This is a genomic window from Janthinobacterium silvisoli (genome assembly GCF_014200725.1).
Classification (GTDB): domain Bacteria; phylum Pseudomonadota; class Gammaproteobacteria; order Burkholderiales; family Burkholderiaceae_D; genus Janthinobacterium.
Map to the genome: position 1 here is coordinate 1,590,813 of NZ_JACHCL010000001.1, position 16,147 is coordinate 1,606,959.

General features: G+C 59.3%; 12 protein-coding genes. 7 read left to right on the top strand and 5 right to left on the bottom strand.

Annotated features, from left to right (window positions below):
* Position 1 precedes the first annotated feature (1 nt).
* Both aceF and aceE read right to left on the bottom strand, forming a co-directional pair.
* Positions 2-1,666, bottom strand: a complete 1,665-nt coding sequence (gene aceF / locus HDE75_RS07195) for a dihydrolipoyllysine-residue acetyltransferase (protein ID WP_183675555.1) — start codon at positions 1,664-1,666, stop codon at positions 2-4.
* A gap of 94 nt (positions 1,667-1,760) precedes the next feature.
* Positions 1,761-4,457, bottom strand: a complete 2,697-nt coding sequence (gene aceE / locus HDE75_RS07200) for a pyruvate dehydrogenase (acetyl-transferring), homodimeric type (protein WP_183675554.1) — start codon at positions 4,455-4,457, stop codon at positions 1,761-1,763.
* 287 nt (positions 4,458-4,744) lie between these two features.
* Here aceE and folD point away from each other — a divergent pair, with 287 nt between their 5' ends.
* The 6 genes from folD to HDE75_RS07230 all read left to right on the top strand — a co-directional run bounded on the left by folD (position 4,745) and on the right by HDE75_RS07230 (position 11,031).
* Positions 4,745-5,590 carry a bifunctional methylenetetrahydrofolate dehydrogenase/methenyltetrahydrofolate cyclohydrolase FolD gene (folD, locus tag HDE75_RS07205; RefSeq protein ID WP_183675553.1) on the top strand — a complete coding sequence of 282 codons (846 nt, stop codon included), beginning with the start codon at positions 4,745-4,747 and terminating at the stop codon, positions 5,588-5,590.
* A 57-nt stretch (positions 5,591-5,647) separates the two neighbouring features.
* Positions 5,648-7,723, top strand: a complete 2,076-nt coding sequence (locus HDE75_RS07210; protein WP_183675552.1) for a M3 family metallopeptidase — start codon at positions 5,648-5,650, stop codon at positions 7,721-7,723.
* Positions 7,724-7,728: 5 nt separating this feature from the next.
* Complete coding sequence (locus HDE75_RS07215) at positions 7,729-8,154, top strand: DNA polymerase III subunit chi (RefSeq protein ID WP_183675551.1); 426 nt, start codon at positions 7,729-7,731, stop codon at positions 8,152-8,154.
* On the top strand, positions 8,151-8,510 hold the full coding sequence (locus tag HDE75_RS07220) for a hypothetical protein (protein ID WP_183675550.1): 360 nt from the start codon (positions 8,151-8,153) through the stop codon (positions 8,508-8,510). Before HDE75_RS07215 ends, HDE75_RS07220 begins: the two co-directional genes overlap by 4 nt.
* 287 nt (positions 8,511-8,797) lie before the next feature.
* Positions 8,798-9,940: a branched-chain amino acid ABC transporter substrate-binding protein gene (locus HDE75_RS07225; RefSeq protein ID WP_183675549.1), complete on the top strand. Its 1,143-nt coding sequence runs from the start codon at positions 8,798-8,800 to the stop codon at positions 9,938-9,940.
* Between the two features lie 113 nt (positions 9,941-10,053).
* Entirely contained in the window at positions 10,054-11,031 is a 978-nt protein-coding gene (locus HDE75_RS07230) for an SDR family oxidoreductase (RefSeq protein ID WP_260173782.1), read from the top strand.
* Between the two features lie 196 nt (positions 11,032-11,227).
* Here HDE75_RS07230 and HDE75_RS07235 read toward each other — a convergent pair whose 3' ends face one another.
* From HDE75_RS07235 to ilvD, 3 genes are all read right to left on the bottom strand, one after another.
* Positions 11,228-12,484 carry a glycoside hydrolase family 99 protein gene (locus tag HDE75_RS07235; protein WP_183675547.1) on the bottom strand — a complete coding sequence of 419 codons (1,257 nt, stop codon included), beginning with the start codon at positions 12,482-12,484 and terminating at the stop codon, positions 11,228-11,230.
* A gap of 182 nt (positions 12,485-12,666) precedes the next feature.
* On the bottom strand, positions 12,667-12,978 hold the full coding sequence (locus tag HDE75_RS07240) for a c-type cytochrome (RefSeq protein WP_183675546.1): 312 nt from the start codon (positions 12,976-12,978) through the stop codon (positions 12,667-12,669).
* A 175-nt stretch (positions 12,979-13,153) separates the two neighbouring features.
* Positions 13,154-15,019 carry a dihydroxy-acid dehydratase gene (gene ilvD / locus HDE75_RS07245; protein ID WP_183675545.1) on the bottom strand — a complete coding sequence of 622 codons (1,866 nt, stop codon included), beginning with the start codon at positions 15,017-15,019 and terminating at the stop codon, positions 13,154-13,156.
* A 172-nt stretch (positions 15,020-15,191) separates the two neighbouring features.
* On the opposite strand from ilvD, the gene HDE75_RS07250 reads away from it, so the two are divergent.
* Positions 15,192-16,109: a LysR family transcriptional regulator gene (locus tag HDE75_RS07250; RefSeq protein WP_183675544.1), complete on the top strand. Its 918-nt coding sequence runs from the start codon at positions 15,192-15,194 to the stop codon at positions 16,107-16,109.
* The last annotated feature ends 38 nt before the right edge of the window (positions 16,110-16,147 follow it).

Consider the following 16,147-nt stretch of genomic DNA (forward strand, 5'->3'; position numbering starts at 1 on the left):
CTTACAGCAGAATTTTGCGCATGTCGGCCAAGACTTCGCCGAGGTACACGGAGAATCGTGCGCCCATCGCGCCATCGACCACGCGATGATCGTAAGACAGCGAAGTGCCCATCATCAGGCGTGGCTGGAAGGCCTTGCCATCCCATACCGGCTTGATCGACGCTTTCGACAAGCCCAGGATGGCCACTTCGGGTGCATTCACGATAGGCGTGAAGTGCGTGCCACCGATGCCGCCCAGGGACGAAATCGTGAAGCTGGCGCCCTGCATGTCGGCTGGTTTCAGCTTGCCTTCGCGCGCTTGCAGCGACAATTCCGTCATTTCCTTGGCGATTTGCGTGACGCTCTTCTGGTCCGCGTTTTTGATCACGGGAACCACCAAGCCATTCGGCGTATCGGCAGCGAAGCCGACGTTGTAGTACTGCTTGAGGATCAGGTTTTCGCCCTTGGCGTCCAGCGAAGCGTTAAATGCCGGGAATTTCTTCAGCGCGGCAACCGAGGCCTTGATGACGAAAGCCAGCATGGTCAGCTTGGCAGCATCCTTGTTCTTCGCATTGGCGGCGTTGGTCTCGACGCGGAACGCTTCCAGGTCCGTCACATCCGCTTCGTCAAATTGGGTGACGTGCGGGATCATGACCCAGTTGCGGTGCAGGTTAGGACCCGAGATTTTCTTGATGCGCGACAGCGGCAGCAATTCGGTCGCGCCGAATTTGCTGAAGTCCAGCGATGGCCATGGCAGCAAGTCCAGGCCCACGCCCGAACCGGCTTTGGCAACCGGTGCATTAGGAGCAGCAACCGCGCCCGACATCACGCCCTTAACGAAATTCTGCACGTCTTCTTGGGTGATGCGGCCTTTCGGACCGGAACCGGCCACGCGGCCCAGTTCCACGCCCAGTTCACGTGCGAACTTGCGGATCGATGGCGAAGCATGTGCCAGCTTGCCATTCACGGCAGGAGCAGCTGCAGCAACTGGAGAAGGTGCAGGGGCAGCAACCGGTGCCGAAGCGACGGCGGCGGCTGGTGCGGCGGCAGCTTGCGCAGGCGCAGCGGCAGGTGCAGCAGCGGCGGCAGGAGCAGCGCCGGCAGCGCCAGTCGTTTCCACCACCAGCACCAGCGAGCCCTTGGCAACCTTGTCGCCTACCTTGACTTTCAATTCCTTCACGATACCGGCGTGGCTCGATGGAATTTCCATGCTGGCCTTGTCCGATTCCACCGTCAGCAGCGACTGGTCGACCTTGATCGCATCGCCGACCTTGACCATCAGTTCGATGACTTCAACTTCCTTGAAGTCGCCGATATCTGGCACGGTCACTTCAACCAGCGCAGGCGCGCCGGAGGCGGCGGCTGGTGCAGGAGCTGCGGCAACTGGCGCTGGCGCAGCAGCAGGTGCCGGCGCAGCAGCAGCTGGCGCAGGGGCCGCGGCAGCGCTGTCCGCCACTTCCAGCAGCAGCACCAGCGAACCTTCAGCGATCTTGTCGCCTACGTTGACTTTCAATTCCTTGACGACACCGGCGTGGCTCGATGGGATTTCCATGCTGGCCTTGTCCGATTCGACCGTGATCAGCGATTGGTCGACCTTGACCGTATCGCCTGGCTTGACCATCAGTTCAATGATCTCGACTTCCTTGAAATCGCCGATATCCGGGACTTTGACTTCCACAATGCTCATAGCTTGCTCCGTTATTTTATTTGTCAGATGGACTCGCAAACGCGCCAAGGACGTACTTGCGTACGGCCTTGGCGCGATCGAATCCGCACAACGATTACTGGGTCACCGGATTTGGTTTGTTCGCGTCGATGCCGTACTTGGCAATCGCCTGCTCTACCACCGACACGTCGATCTTGCCTTCGTCAGCCAGCGATTTCAACGCGGCCACGGTCACATAATAACGGTTCACTTCGAAGAACTCGCGCAGTTTGGCGCGGCTGTCCGAGCGGCCGAAGCCATCGGTGCCCAACACTTTGTAGGTGCGGCCCTTAGGCATGAAGGCGCGGATCTGTTCTGCAAAGGCGCGCATGTAGTCGGTGGTGGCGACGATCGGGCCGTCGGTTTCCTGCAACAGCGACGTCACGTACGGCACGCGCTGCTGTTTCGACGGGTTGACCATGTTCCAGCGCTCGCAATCCTGGCCATCGCGGGCCACCAGGGTCAGCGACGGTGCCGACCAGACGTCTGCCGCCACGCCCCAGTCGTTTTGCAACAGCTCGGCAGCGAAGATCGATTCGCGCAGGATGGTGCCGCAACCGATCAGTTGTACGCGCAGCTTGGCGTCAGCCTTGCCTTCTTGCAGTTTGTACATGCCTTTCAGGATGCCTTCTTCCTGGCCTGGCTTGATGCCTGGCTGGGCGTAGTTCTCGTTCATGATCGTGATGTAGTAGAACACATCTTCCTGGTTGGCGATCATGCGGCGCAAGCCGTCCTGCACGATGACGGCGACTTCATGGCTGAAGGTCGGGTCATATGGCATACAGGTCGGGATGGTGGCGGCGAAGATATGGCTGTGGCCATCTTCGTGCTGCAAGCCTTCGCCGTTCAGGGTGGTACGGCCAGCGGTGCCGCCCATCAGGAAGCCGCGTGCGCGCATGTCGCTCGCTGCCCATACCTGGTCGCCGATGCGCTGGAAGCCAAACATCGAGTAGAAGGTGTAGAACGGGATCATGATGCGGTCATTGGTCGAGTACGACGTCGCCGCAGCGATCCACGAGCTCATGCCACCCGCTTCGTTGATGCCCTCTTGCAGGATCTGGCCAGCCTTGTCCTCGCGGTAGTACATGACCTGGTCTTTATCGACTGGCTCGTACAGCTGGCCGCGTGGATTGTAGATACCGATCTGGCGGAACAGGCCTTCCATACCGAAAGTACGCGACTCATCGACCAGGATAGGCACCACGCGCTGGCCCAGGTTAGGGTCTTTCAGCAGGGTCGTGATGACGCGCACGAAAGCTTGCGTGGTCGAGATTTCACGGCCTTCAGGGGTGGCGTCCAGCACGTTCTTGAAGGTCTCCAGCGCAGGTACTGGCAGGGTTTCTTCGGCTTTTTGACGGCGCTGTGGCAGGTAGCCGCCCAGGGCTTTGCGGCGCTCGTGCAGGTAGACCATTTCCGGCGCATCGTCGGCAGGCTTGAAGAAAGGAATATCGGCCAGCTTGTCGTCAGGGATAGGCAGCGAGAAGCGGTCGCGCATTTCGCGCACGGCTTCGTCGTCCAGTTTCTTGGTCTGGTGAGCGGTGTTGCGCGCTTCGCCGGACTTGCCCATGCCGTAGCCCTTGATGGTTTTCACCAGCAGCACGGTAGGCTGGCCCTTGTGTTCCTGGGCGACCTTGAAGGCAGCGTAAATCTTGTGTGGATCGTGGCCGCCACGGGTCAGACGCCAGATGTCGTCGTCGCTCATGTTGGCAACCATTTCCAGCAGCTTCGGATGCTTGCCGAAGAAGTGCTTGCGCACGTAGGCGCCATCCTTGGCCTTGAAGTTCTGGTACTCGCCGTCGACGGTATCCATCATCACTTGCTGCAGGATGCCATCCTTGTCTTGCGCCAGCAGGGCGTCCCAGCCCGGACCCCAGATGACTTTGACGACGTTCCAGCCGGCGCCACGGAATTCGCCTTCCAGTTCCTGGATGATCTTGGTGTTGCCGCGTACCGGGCCGTCCAGGCGCTGCAGGTTGCAGTTGACCACGATGACCAGGTTGTCGAGCATGTCGCGTGCGGCCAGGCCGATCGCGCCCAGCGATTCCGGCTCGTCCATCTCGCCGTCGCCGCAGAATGCCCACACCTTGCGGTTGTCGGTCTTGGCGATGCCGCGTGCGTGCAGGTACTTCAGGAAGCGTGCCTGATAGATTGCCATGTGCGGGCCCAGGCCCATCGACACGGTCGGGAACTGCCAGAAGTCAGGCATCAGTTTTGGATGCGGGTACGACGACAGGCCCTTGCCATCGACTTCCTTGCGGAAGTTCAGCAGCTGCTCTTCCGACAGACGGCCTTCGAGGAAGGCGCGCGCGTAGACGCCAGGCGAGGAGTGGCCTTGAATGTACAGCAGGTCGCCGCCGTGGTCTTCGGTCGGTGCGTGCCAGAAGTGGTTGAAACCGATGCCCAGCATGTTCGCCAGCGAGGCAAACGAGGACAAGTGGCCACCCAGGTCGCCGTCGGCGCGGTTGGCCTTGACCACCATGGCCATGGCGTTCCAGCGCATCCACGAACGCAGGCGCTCTTCGTATTCCAGGTTGCCTGGGCAGTGTGCTTCTTGTTTGGTAGGGATGGTGTTGACGTAGGCGGTGGTGCTGGAGAACGGGATTTGTGAGCCATTGCGGCGGGCCAGATCGACCAGGCGCTCCATCAAATATTGTGCGCGTTCCGGACCTTCATTTTCCAGCACGGCTTCGAGTGCGTCCAGCCACTCTTTGGTTTCCTGCAAATCCGGGTCGGTGCCGATCTGCGTCGTTACCTGATTCAGTTGAGCTGACATCTGTTGAGTCTCCTGTTGTGATCGCCCCACCCCGATTTTCCGGATCGCTGTCGGACGGTATTTCGCTGATTATTTACTATTAAGATCAATTAGTGGGGCGATTCTAACAGCGTATTTAGTATTTTTCAAATGGCGATACATCGTTTCACATTGTGAAATGCCACTATGGAAATTATGCTGCACTGCCGCAAATTGCGATTGGAAAAACATTGTCTATCGCGCCGGTTTCATGCCCACGGCTTTATAATCTGGTTTTCCTTCCCACCAGCCTCTTAGCGCCCACTACCATGCCAGCACAACTGATCGACGGAATTGCCCTCTCCCAAAAACTGCGCGCCGAAATCGCCACCCGCGCCGCCGCCCTGACCGCCAAGGGTACGCAGCCCGGCCTGGCCGTGATTCTCGTCGGCGAAGACCCGGCCAGCCAGGTCTACGTGCGCAACAAGGTCAAGGCTTGCGGCGACGTGGGTTTCCACTCGGTGCTGGAAAAGTACGAGGCCGACCTGTCCGAAGCGGACTTGCTCGCACGCATCGCCAGCCTGAACGCCGATCCGGCCATCCACGGCATCCTGGTGCAAATGCCTTTGCCTAAACATATCAATCCGCACAAAGTGATCGAAGCGATCGCCACCACCAAGGACGTCGATGGCTATTCCGTGCTGAGCGCCGGCGAACTGATGACAGGCTTGCCAGGCTTTCGCCCTTGCACCCCTTACGGTTGCATGAAACTCATCGAAAGCACGGGCGTCGACTTGCGCGGCAAGCACGCCGTCGTCATCGGCCGCAGCAACACGGTGGGCAAGCCGATGGCACTCCTGCTCTTGCAAGCGAACGCTACCGTCACCATCTGCCATAGTGCGACACCGGACCTGGGCTTGTACACGCGCCAGGCTGACGTGGTGGTGGCTGCCGTCGGCCGCCGCAACACCTTGACGGCCGACATGGTCAAGCCAGGCGCCATCGTGATCGACGTGGGCATGAACCGCGACGACAACGGCAAGCTGTGCGGTGACGTGGATTTTGACGGCATCAAGGAAGTCGCTTCGCACATCACCCCGGTGCCGGGTGGCGTGGGTCCGATGACGATTACGATGTTGTTAATGAATACAGTAGAAGCAGCAGAGCGCATTTGATTTACCGTGGGCGGCTGGGCCGCCCATGACATATATATACAGGAACAGGATTAGCTGATGACAACTGACAACCCGCTGCTGGACTTCTCCGGACTCCCACGCTTCGATGCGATCACCGCCGAGCACGTTACGCCGGCCATCGACACCTTGCTGGCCCAGGCACGGGCCACCGTGGCCAAGCTGACGTCGCCCGAAACGCCAGTCAGCTGGGACAGTTTTGTTGCACCGCAAGATGAAATCAGCGAAACCCTGGGCCGTGCCTGGGGCATCGTCAGCCACCTGAGTAATGTTGTCGATACGCCAGAACTGCGCGCTGCCTTCAATGCCAGCCAGCCAAAAGTCACGGAGTTCTGGACCGAGCTGGGCCAGAACGAAGTGCTGTTTGACAAATTCAAGCAATTGCAGGCCAGCGCCGAGTACGCCACCCTGTCGCCTGCACGCAAGACCATCGTCGAACACGCGATACGCGGTTTCCGTCTGGGCGGCGCCGAGTTGCCTGAAGATAAAAAAGAACGCTTCGGCGCCATCCAGGAAGAACACGCGGCCGTGTCCACGCGTTTTTCTGAAAACGTGCTCGACGCCACCAATGACTACAAGCTGCTAGTGGACACCGAAGCCGAACTGGCCGGCTTGCCCGACGACGTCAAGCAGGCGGCACGCGCCGCCGCTGAAAAAGACGGCAAGAGCGGCTACCAGTTCTCGCTGCACTTCCCTTCGTATTACCCGATCCTGCAATTTGCCGACCAGCGCGCGCTGCGTGAAACCATCTACCGCGCCAACGCCACCAAGGCGTCCGAACAAGGCGAGGCTTTCAGCAAGAAAGACGACTGGGACAATGGCCCGAACATCGTCACCCTGCTGAAGCTGCGCGATGAAGAAGCCAAGATGCTGGGCTACAAGAATTTCGCCGAAGTGTCGCTGGTGCCGAAGATGGCGCAAAGCCCGGAACAGGTCATCGCCTTTTTGGAAGACCTGGCCCGCCGCGCCCGCCCGTATGCAGAACAGGACCTGGCCGAGCTGCGCACTTTCGCCAAGGATGAACTGGGCCTGGACGAACTGCAAGCCTGGGACGTGCCGTACGCGTCCGAAAAGCTGCAGGAACGCCGTTATGCGTTTTCGGCGCAGGAAGTCAAACAGTATTTCCCTGAGCATAAAGTTGTCGATGGTTTGTTCCGCCTCGTGCAAACCTTGTTCTCGGTCAACATCGTGGCCGACACGGCCAGCGCCTGGCACCCATCCGTACGTTTCTACCGCATCGAACGCGATGGCCAACTGGTCGGCCAGTTCTACCTGGACCTGTATGCCCGCGCCGGCAAGGGCGGCGGCGCCTGGATGGATGACGCGCGCGGCCGCCGCGTGCACAATGGCAAGCTGCAAACACCAGTCGCCTACCTGACCTGCAACTTCACGGAACCAGCCGTGGTCGATGGCGTATTGCAGCCGGCGCTGTTCACGCATGATGAAGTGATCACCCTGTTCCATGAATTCGGCCACGGCTTGCACCATATGCTGACGCAAGTCGACGAGATCAGCGTGTCCGGTATTTCCGGCGTGGAATGGGATGCGGTAGAACTGCCTTCGCAATTCCTGGAAAACTTTTGCTGGGAATGGGATGTGCTGCAACATTTGACAGCCCACGTGACAACGGGCGAGCCATTGCCACGCACGCTGTACGACAAGATGCTGGCAGCGAAGAATTTCCAGTCCGGCTTGCAAACCTTGCGCCAATCAGAATTCTCGCTGCTCGATATGCACTTGCACTATGACTACAATCCCTTCGGCACACAAAGCGTGCAGGAATTGATCGATAGCGTGCGCCGCAAGTTTGCCGTCGTGATACCGCCCGCCTACAACCGTTTCCAGAACTCGTTTGGCCATATTTTTTCTGGCGGCTACTCGGCGGGTTATTACAGCTATAAATGGGCGGAAGTCTTGTCTGCCGACGCGTATAGCGCGTTTGAAGAAGCAGCTGCATTGACGGGCGGCGTAGTCTCGGCGGAAACGGGCAAACGCTTCCAGGCAGAAATTTTGGCCGTGGGCGGCTCGCGCCCGGCATTGGAATCGTTCAAGGCTTTTCGTGGCCGTGAACCGAGCATCGACGCCCTGCTGCGCCACAGCGGCATGGCCGCCTGAGCACCATGACCCGCGTCGATTTTCACAGCAACGTACCCGACAAGCTGGTCTATGCCAGCCGTCTGGTGCGCAAAGCCTATATGGCGGGCAACAAGGTGGTGGTGCTGCTAGCAGACAGCGAACAGTTGGCCGCCCTGAACGCGGCCATGTGGACCATTTCACCGACCGACTTCTTGCCGCACGTGCAGGCTGGCGATGCGCTGGCCAAGCAGACCCCCATCGTGCTGACCGACAATATGGATATTGAACTGCCGCATCACGATATCCTGGTCAACCTGTCGCTGCAGGTGCCCGCTGCCTACGCGCAATTCCAGCGCGTGTTCGAGATCGTGGCCATGGATGAGCACGATGCCCAGGCGGGCCGCCAGCGCTTCTTGCAATACCGCAAGGCTGGTTTGCAGCCGACCCACTTTGTAGCGGGTAAAACATGAGCGAACAGCCATTCGATCCGGGCATCCCCCTGTTGACGGAAGTGCTGTCGGGGCCGGAAGCGCTGCAGCAAGCCGAGCCGGTAGCCGAACCGGAAATGATGCTCCCTGCCGCAATCGAACAACCGGACTGGGACGCTATCGAACAGCGGCTGACGCAGCGCATCCTGCACCAGGTGCAGGGCAAGATCGATCACCTGCTGGAAGAGCGCATCGCCCACGTCTTGCAAACCGCCCTGCAAAATGCCCTGATCGGCATGCGGGGGGCATTGCGTGAAGACTTGCAGCAATCGCTGGAACATATCGTGGCGCATGCTGTCAGTCATGAATTAGGTCATTTGCATCCGCCACAGCATTAAAATCGCACCAAGTTAACGCTCCCTTTCCCCCAAAAACAGAAGCTGGGGTCAGACCCGCCGGGTCTGACCCCGGCACTTAGTTCCCGTCCCAACGCCATTCCTTGGTGCATCTGCGTCGCCAATATCGGTGCATGGCGCCTCGTTTTGGTGATTGTCGCGACAAACAACACAAAGCCCGAAATCCGGCTTTTCTCGATCGGTTTTTTGTTGTACCTTTCTCCACCAGTACCGCCTTTCGAAGCGGTTTCACGAGACGCCGCCGTATCTTTATCCATTGGAGAATGTTTATGCAGCTCAAGACCAAAGTCCTTCCGCTTGTCATCGCCCTTGCCTTTGCTAGCCATGCAGGCGCCCAGGAAATCATCAAGATAGGCCATGTCGCACCGGTCTCGGGCGCCAGTTCCCATCTGGGCAAGGATAATGAAAATGCGGCCAAGATGGCGATCGAGGACTTGAACGCCAAGGGTTTCAAGATCGACGGAAAACCCGTGAAATTTGTGCTGGTAGCAGAAGACGATGCTGGCGACCCGAAACAGGGCACGGCGGTGGCGCAAAAGCTGGTCGACGCCAAGGTCAATGGCGTGATCGGCCACTTGAATTCGGGCACCACGATTCCTGCTTCGCGCATTTATTTCAATGCCGGTATTCCACAGATTTCCCCGGCCGCCACCAACCCCACCTACACGCAGCAAAAATTCAATACGGCTTTCCGCGTGGTGGCCAATGACAACAAGCTGGGCGGCACTTTGGGTGCGTATGCCGTGGGCAAGCTGCAAGCGAAAAAGATCGCCGTCATCGATGACCGCACGGCTTACGGCCAGGGCGTGGCCGAGCAATTCGTCAAGGGCGCCAAGAAGGCCTTGCCGGGCGTGCAAATCGTCGGCAAGGAATTTACCAATGCCAATGCCACCGACTTCAACGCGATTTTGACCAGCATCAAATCCAAGAACCCCGACCTGGTCTTCTTTGGCGGCATGGATTCCGTGGCTGGCCCCATGCTGCGCCAGATGAAGGCGCTGGGCATCAAGGTCAAATTCATGGGCGGCGATGGCATGTGCACGGAACCGCTGGGCCAGCTGGCCGGCGACGCGGTCGGCGAAAACATGATCACTTGCGCGGAAGCGGGCGGCGTGACGGGCGCAGAGCAAAAAGCCATGGACGATTTCCGCGCCCGCTACAAGCAGAAATACAATATGGACGTGCAACTGTATGCGCCCTATGTGTACGACGCCGTGATGACCATGGCCACTGCCATGCAGGATGCCAAGTCGTCCAAACCGTCCGTCTATCTGCCCTTCCTGGCCAAGGTGCACTACCAGGGTGTAACGGGCCCGATCGCCTTCGATGCCAATGGCGACATCAAGGATGGCTCGCTGACCCTGTTCACTTATCGCGGCGGCAAGAAGACAAAAATGGAAGTCGTCAAGTAATCCACTAGAAGGCAGAGCCATACAAAAACGTATGGCTACTGTGCGATGTTCATCAATTCCCAAATGATGCGATGGGGCCGATACTGGCTCCATCAATCACGAGGGAGGGAACGATGGACATCAATACCAATCAAAACAAGACGGCACTGGTGCTGGGCGCGACGGGCGGCATAGGCGGCGAGCTGATGCGCCAGTTGCTGGCGGCTGGCTGGCAGGTGCGCGCCCTGAAGCGGGGTGAATTGCCACCGATATCCCCGGATGGCCTGACCTGGCTGCAAGGCGATGCATTGTCGCGCAGCGATGTGATGGCGGCCGCCAAGGGCTGCAGCGTGATCGTGCACGCCGTCAATCCACCCGGCTACCGTAACTGGGGCCAGCTGGTGCTGCCCATGCTGGATAACACCATCGCGGCGGCCATTGCCGAGCACGCCACCATCGTGCTGCCGGGCACGGTCTACAACTATGGCCCCGATGCCTTCCCCGTACTGATGGAAGAAGCGCCGCAACACCCGCAAACGCGCAAGGGCGCCATCCGCGTGGAACTGGAAGCGCGTCTGGAACAAGCCTCCACACAAGGCGCAAAGGTGATCATCGTGCGCGCCGGCGATTTCTTCGGTCCCCAGTCAGGCAATACCTGGTTTGCGCAAGGCCTGGTGAAACCGGGCCAAGCTGTGCGCACGGTGCAATATCCTGGAGCGGAGGGTGTAGGCCATCAATGGTCTTACCTGCCCGACGTGGCGCGTACCATGCTGCAATTGCTGGATCTGCGTCATACCTTGCCCGCGTTTGCCCGCTTTCATATGGCGGGCCATTGGGATCACGATGGCCGGCAAATGACGGCGGCCATTTCACGCGCCGTGCTGCAGTCAGGTGGCGCGGCGCCGGCCATCCGGCGTTTTCCCTGGTGGCTGATGACCCTGGCCTCGCCATTCGTGGCGACGCTGCGTGAATTGCGCGAGATGCGTTATCTGTGGCAGACGCCGCTGCAGATGGACAATACCAGGCTGCTCGCCGTGCTGGGCAAGGAACCGCATACGCCGCTTGATGAGGCGGTCAGGGCGACATTGCAAGGAATGGGGAATCTGGCTTAGAACACCTATCAAAACCTACTGCGCGTCGCGATTTGCGGCCTGCGATGCTCACTACCTCGGCGGCCCCGTGCAAAGCACAGCTCCGCTTCTCAGGCCAACGGGGGCGCCGAGCCTCACTGCCGCTCGCTACGGTTTTGTTAGGTGTTGTTTAGCCGTAAAAAAGTGCAGGCGCGCTTTTTTTCGGCGCGATCAGGATCTACATCGCGTTGATGATCGCGGCGGCCTGCGCTACCTGATGGGCGGCCAGATAACTGGCTGCGTTGTTCAGGTTTTGCTGTTGCGCCGCATTGCCGGCATACTGGACCCGCTTCTGGTACAAGGCATAGATTAATTGCAATTCACTTTGATTCGAGCTCACACCAAGCGCTTGCTGCATCGTCGTTAAATAGCTGTAGCCAAACTCCCGCGTCGGTTCGATCATGGTGCCTTCGCCATAATCATTCCAGGTGGCGAGCTGGATATTGTCGACGCCGGGGGCAGCCAGTGCTTTGCTGAGCGTCGTCGCAAAGGTCGAGCCGTATGGCAATGTCCAGGTCGGGCCTTGCCAGTTACCAGCGGCATAGAAGGTATTAAATCCAGGATACGCGATCCCGAACTTGAGATTCAACGGGTGGTTATTGTAAAAGTTATCCAGGCCCGCCATGCCATCGGAGTAAATCCATGCGAATTCCCCCTTGCCGCTGGAACCAGCCTGGCCGATCTGGTACCACAGCGTCAGGAACGTGGGCGGCTTGGGGAAGGTCGAAAAGATAGCGTTCCAGTCGCTGCCGTTGACGAAGGTTTGCGGTCCGAAATCCAATATCAACGGCGCGCCATTGATTTGAATGTAGTTGCTTTGCGTAGTGTAATTAGACTTCAGGTAAGCGATGTCTTGCTGAGCCGCCGCCATCTTGTTGGGTATCAGCCCGGCGTCATACGCCATGCCAATATTATGATCCTCGTACACCATCGCAAAGCTCAAGCCCAGCTTGGCGGTTTGCGCCACGATGGCCTCGGCATTTTGCCGATTCTTGGCATAATCCCACACATTCTGGCTGCCTGGCCAGTCGATCAATACGCCATCGACACCGGCATACTTCATCAGCAGCAATTGATATTCGATGATGTAGGGGTCGCCGGAAGCGTATGGCCCCGTTTGCGGATAATAGTACGAGGCAATCTGGCGTTTACCGTTTGCATCGACGATGTCCGGATTTTTATTCGCCATGGTCCAATGCTGGCCCCAAGCGCCATTGCCCGAAGAAGCCTTGGTTTCAAACCACGGCATCATGTGCATATAGATTTTTTTAGCCGAGCTCTTGGGCACAGCAACGGGGGCGGGGGCGACTTCCGCTTGCACCGATACCGATTTCAGGACCGTATTGCCGCCATCGTCGACAGTCCCGCTGCCGCAGCCGGTAAGCACGCCACCGACCAAGGCCATGCACAGCATGCTGCTGATTGTTCTTTGCATTTTTTCTCCGTAAAGTGGCACCGTCCTTCAAGACGGTTTTTAGTTTCCAAGTAATCCATTTACATCACTGCAACTACTTGCTAACTTAACCCGAACGGAGCGCCTTGCGCAAGATGGTAGCGACAAAAAAAACGCGCAGACCAAGGTCTGCGCGCTGTTTAACCATTGAAGGTCATCTCAGTTCATTTTTGCGACAACACCCATTTGACCAGGGTGTGGGCTTCCGCTTCGCTCACTTGCGGATTGGCGGGCATCGGAATCGCGCCCCAGGTACCGGAACCGCCCTTCATGACTTTTGCCACGAGCTTGCTTTCCGCATCTTTCTGGCCTGCGTACTTGGCGGCCACATCCTTGAATGCAGGACCGACCAATTTCGTGCTGACTGCGTGGCAAGCCATGCAATTCTTTGCTTTCGCCAGGTCAGGATTGGCCATCGCCATTTGCGAGGTCAACGCCGACACTGCCACTACAGCCACCAACATGGAACGATTCATTGTCTTTTCTCCAAAGTTACTTCCTGCGGCATTTTACCGTGTTTCCGCAGGCTCACTACGAGCCCAGATCAAGCGTTTCATCATCGTCAACGGTTGGGCACCTGTATTGTGCCCCGATTCGCGCCGCTATTCCCACTTTGTTTGTAAGGCCTTGTAACCTGGGCGACTAGACAGTTCAGCGCTTTTTCAGCTGCGAGAGATCGCGCACTGCGCCACGGTCGGCCGAGGTGGTCAGGGCTGCGTATGCCTGCAATGCTTGCGAGACATAGCGGTCGCGGTTGACGGGCAACCAGGCGGCATCTCCCTTCGCTTCCATGGCGGCGCGGCGTTCGGCCAGTGCAGCGTCCGTGATGCGCAGGTTGATGCGGCGCGCAGGAATATCGATATCGATGAAGTCGCCCTCTTCCACCAGGCCGATGGCGCCCCCTTCAGCCGCTTCCGGCGAAGCGTGGCCGATCACCAGGCCCGAAGAGCCCCCCGAGAAACGCCCGTCCGTGAACAGCGCGCAAGCCTTGCCCAGGCCCTTGGATTTGATGTAGGACGTCGGGTACAGCATTTCCTGCATGCCAGGACCGCCTTTCGGACCTTCGTAGCGGATGATGACCACGTCGCCTTCATGCACGGTATCGGCCAGGATCGCTTCGACAGCCGCGTCCTGGCTTTCAAACACGCGCGCCTTGCCCGAGAACACAAGGATGCTTTCATCGACGCCGGCCGTCTTGACGATGCAGCCCTTTTCAGCCAGGTTGCCGTACAACACAGCCAGCCCGCCATCTTGCGAATAGGCGTGCGCCTTGTCGCGGATGCAGCCCGTGCTGCGGTCCGTATCGACGCTGGCAAAACGTTCCGACTGCGAAAACGCCGTCTGCGTCGGCACGCCGCCCGGCGCGGCGCGGAACAGCTGATGCACGGCCGGGTCATCGGTGCACTTGATGTCGTTGTGCGCGATGGCGTCGGCCAGGGTAGCTGCATGGATGGTCGGCAAGCTGGTGTCGAGCAGGCCGGCGCGCGCCAGTTCGCCCAGGATGCCCACGATGCCGCCCGCGCGGTGCACGTCTTCGATATGGTATTTGTCCGTCATCGGCGCCACCTTGCACAGACAGGGCACCTTGCGCGAAATACGGTCGATATCGGCCATGGTGAACGGCACTTCGGCTTCGTGCGCGGCAGCCAGCAAATGCAGCACGGTATTGGTCGAGCCGCCCATCGAGACGTCGAGCGCCATGGCGTTTTCAAACGCCGCCTTGGTAGCGATGGAACGGGGCAGCACCGAGTAATCGTCCTGCTCGTAATGGCGCTTGGCCAGTTCGACGATCAAACGCCCGGCGCGCAGGAACAGCTGCTCGCGGTCCGCGTGGGTGGCCAGGATGGTGCCGTTGCCGGGCAGGGCCAGGCCCAGCGCCTCGGTCAGGCAGTTCATCGAATTGGCCGTAAACATGCCGGAACATGAACCGCAGGTCGGACAGGCCGAACGCTCGATTTCCGCCACGTCGGCGTCCGACACGGTGCTGTCGCCCGCCTTGATCATGGCGTCCACCAGGTCCAGCTTGATGATCTTCTGGCTACCGTTGACCACCTTGATGACCTTGCCCGCTTCCATCGGGCCACCGGAAATGAAGACCACCGGGATATTGATACGCATGGCGGCCATCAGCATGCCCGGCGTGATCTTGTCGCAATTCGAAATGCACACCATGGCGTCGGCGCAATGGGCGTTGACCATGTATTCGACCGAGTCGGCGATCAGGTCGCGCGATGGCAAGGAATACAGCATGCCGCCATGGCCCATGGCGATGCCGTCATCGACGGCGATGGTATTGAATTCCTTGGCCACGCCGCCGGCTTTTTCAATTTCGCGCGCCACCAGCTGGCCCAGGTCTTTCAAGTGCACGTGGCCGGGCACGAACTGGGTAAACGAGTTGACGACGGCGATGATCGGTTTGTCGAAGTCGCCATCCTTCATGCCGGTGGCGCGCCACAGGGCGCGTGCGCCAGCCATGTTGCGGCCGTGGGTGGTGGTGCGGGAGCGGTATTGCGGCATGATGGACCTTCCTGAAGTATTGAGTGCCTGACTGCCGGGCCATGTTGACAAGACCCTGTCTGCAGTGGGGGTACGCCAGATTGCCTTGCGTAGCTACCACTGTCAAATATATGATGCACTGGTCTGTGAGTCGTTTTAGATATCACAGCAATATATTCGCATGGAAACACGTATGAACCTAGAATTACGGCAGTTACGCTACTTCATTACTGTCGCCGAGGAATTGCACTTCGGCCGCGCCGCCCTGCGCCTGCACATGACGCAGCCGCCCCTGTCGCAAACCATCATGGCCCTGGAAGAATTGCTGGGCGCGCCCCTGTTCGTGCGCACGCGGCGCGAAGTACAGCTGACGCCGGCTGGCGCCGCCCTGTTGCCCGAAGCGCGCCGCCTGCTGGCCCAGGCGCAGGAATTGCCTGCCCTGGTGCAGAGGGCGGCGCAGGGCGAAGCGGGCCGCTTGAGCCTGGCGTTTGTCTCGTCGGCCGACTACAGCGTGCTGCCGCCGCTGCTGCGCGCGTATCAAACGGCCTATCCGCAAGTGGCAATACAGTTGCAGGAAGCAACCTCCGACTTGCAGCTCGATGATTTACTGCAGGGCCGTATCGACGCCGGCCTGCTGATCCCGCCGCTGCCCGACAAGGCAAAAGCGGCGCTCGACTATCTGCCCGTGCTGGCAGAACCACTGGTGCTGGCGGCCCCATCCGGACTCGATGTGCTGCAAACGCCGGGCCCCGTGCGGCTGCAGGATATGCCGCCTTTGCCCTTGATTATTTTTCCACGGACCATCTCGCCTGGCTTGCACGACGCCATCGTGGGCGTCTTCCGCGCAGCCGGTATCACGCCGCAGATAGGCCAGGAAGCGATCCAGATGCAAACCATCGTCAGCCTCGTTTCGGCAGGCATGGGCATTGCGCTGGTGCCACAATCGGTATCGAATCTGATGCGGCCCGGCGTAGAATACAGGCCATTGCACGATGTGACGCCGCTGGTGGAAACGGGCCTGGCCTGGCGCCGCGACAATCCATCGTCCGTGCTGCAGGGCTTTTTGGCGCTGCTGCGCAAGCAAATTGATAGTGCATTAAGAGCCGGCTAAGCCGCTCGGGCGCCAGCTCATGCATACTACGCAACAAT

Bases quoted from the DNA above. Each gene is read 5' to 3' on its own strand.
- aceF (WP_183675555.1), bottom strand. From the start codon at position 1,666: ATGAGCATTGTGGAAGTCAAAGTCCCGGATATCGGCGATTTCAAGGAA.
- aceE (WP_183675554.1), bottom strand. From the start codon at position 4,457: ATGTCAGCTCAACTGAATCAGGTAACGACGCAGATCGGCACCGACCCG.
- folD (WP_183675553.1), top strand. From the start codon at position 4,745: ATGCCAGCACAACTGATCGACGGAATTGCCCTCTCCCAAAAACTGCGC.
- HDE75_RS07210 (WP_183675552.1), top strand. From the start codon at position 5,648: ATGACAACTGACAACCCGCTGCTGGACTTCTCCGGACTCCCACGCTTC.
- HDE75_RS07215 (WP_183675551.1), top strand. From the start codon at position 7,729: ATGACCCGCGTCGATTTTCACAGCAACGTACCCGACAAGCTGGTCTAT.
- HDE75_RS07220 (WP_183675550.1), top strand. From the start codon at position 8,151: ATGAGCGAACAGCCATTCGATCCGGGCATCCCCCTGTTGACGGAAGTG.
- HDE75_RS07225 (WP_183675549.1), top strand. From the start codon at position 8,798: ATGCAGCTCAAGACCAAAGTCCTTCCGCTTGTCATCGCCCTTGCCTTT.
- HDE75_RS07230 (WP_260173782.1), top strand. From the start codon at position 10,054: ATGGACATCAATACCAATCAAAACAAGACGGCACTGGTGCTGGGCGCG.
- HDE75_RS07235 (WP_183675547.1), bottom strand. From the start codon at position 12,484: ATGCAAAGAACAATCAGCAGCATGCTGTGCATGGCCTTGGTCGGTGGC.
- HDE75_RS07240 (WP_183675546.1), bottom strand. From the start codon at position 12,978: ATGAATCGTTCCATGTTGGTGGCTGTAGTGGCAGTGTCGGCGTTGACC.
- ilvD (WP_183675545.1), bottom strand. From the start codon at position 15,019: ATGCCGCAATACCGCTCCCGCACCACCACCCACGGCCGCAACATGGCT.
- HDE75_RS07250 (WP_183675544.1), top strand. From the start codon at position 15,192: ATGAACCTAGAATTACGGCAGTTACGCTACTTCATTACTGTCGCCGAG.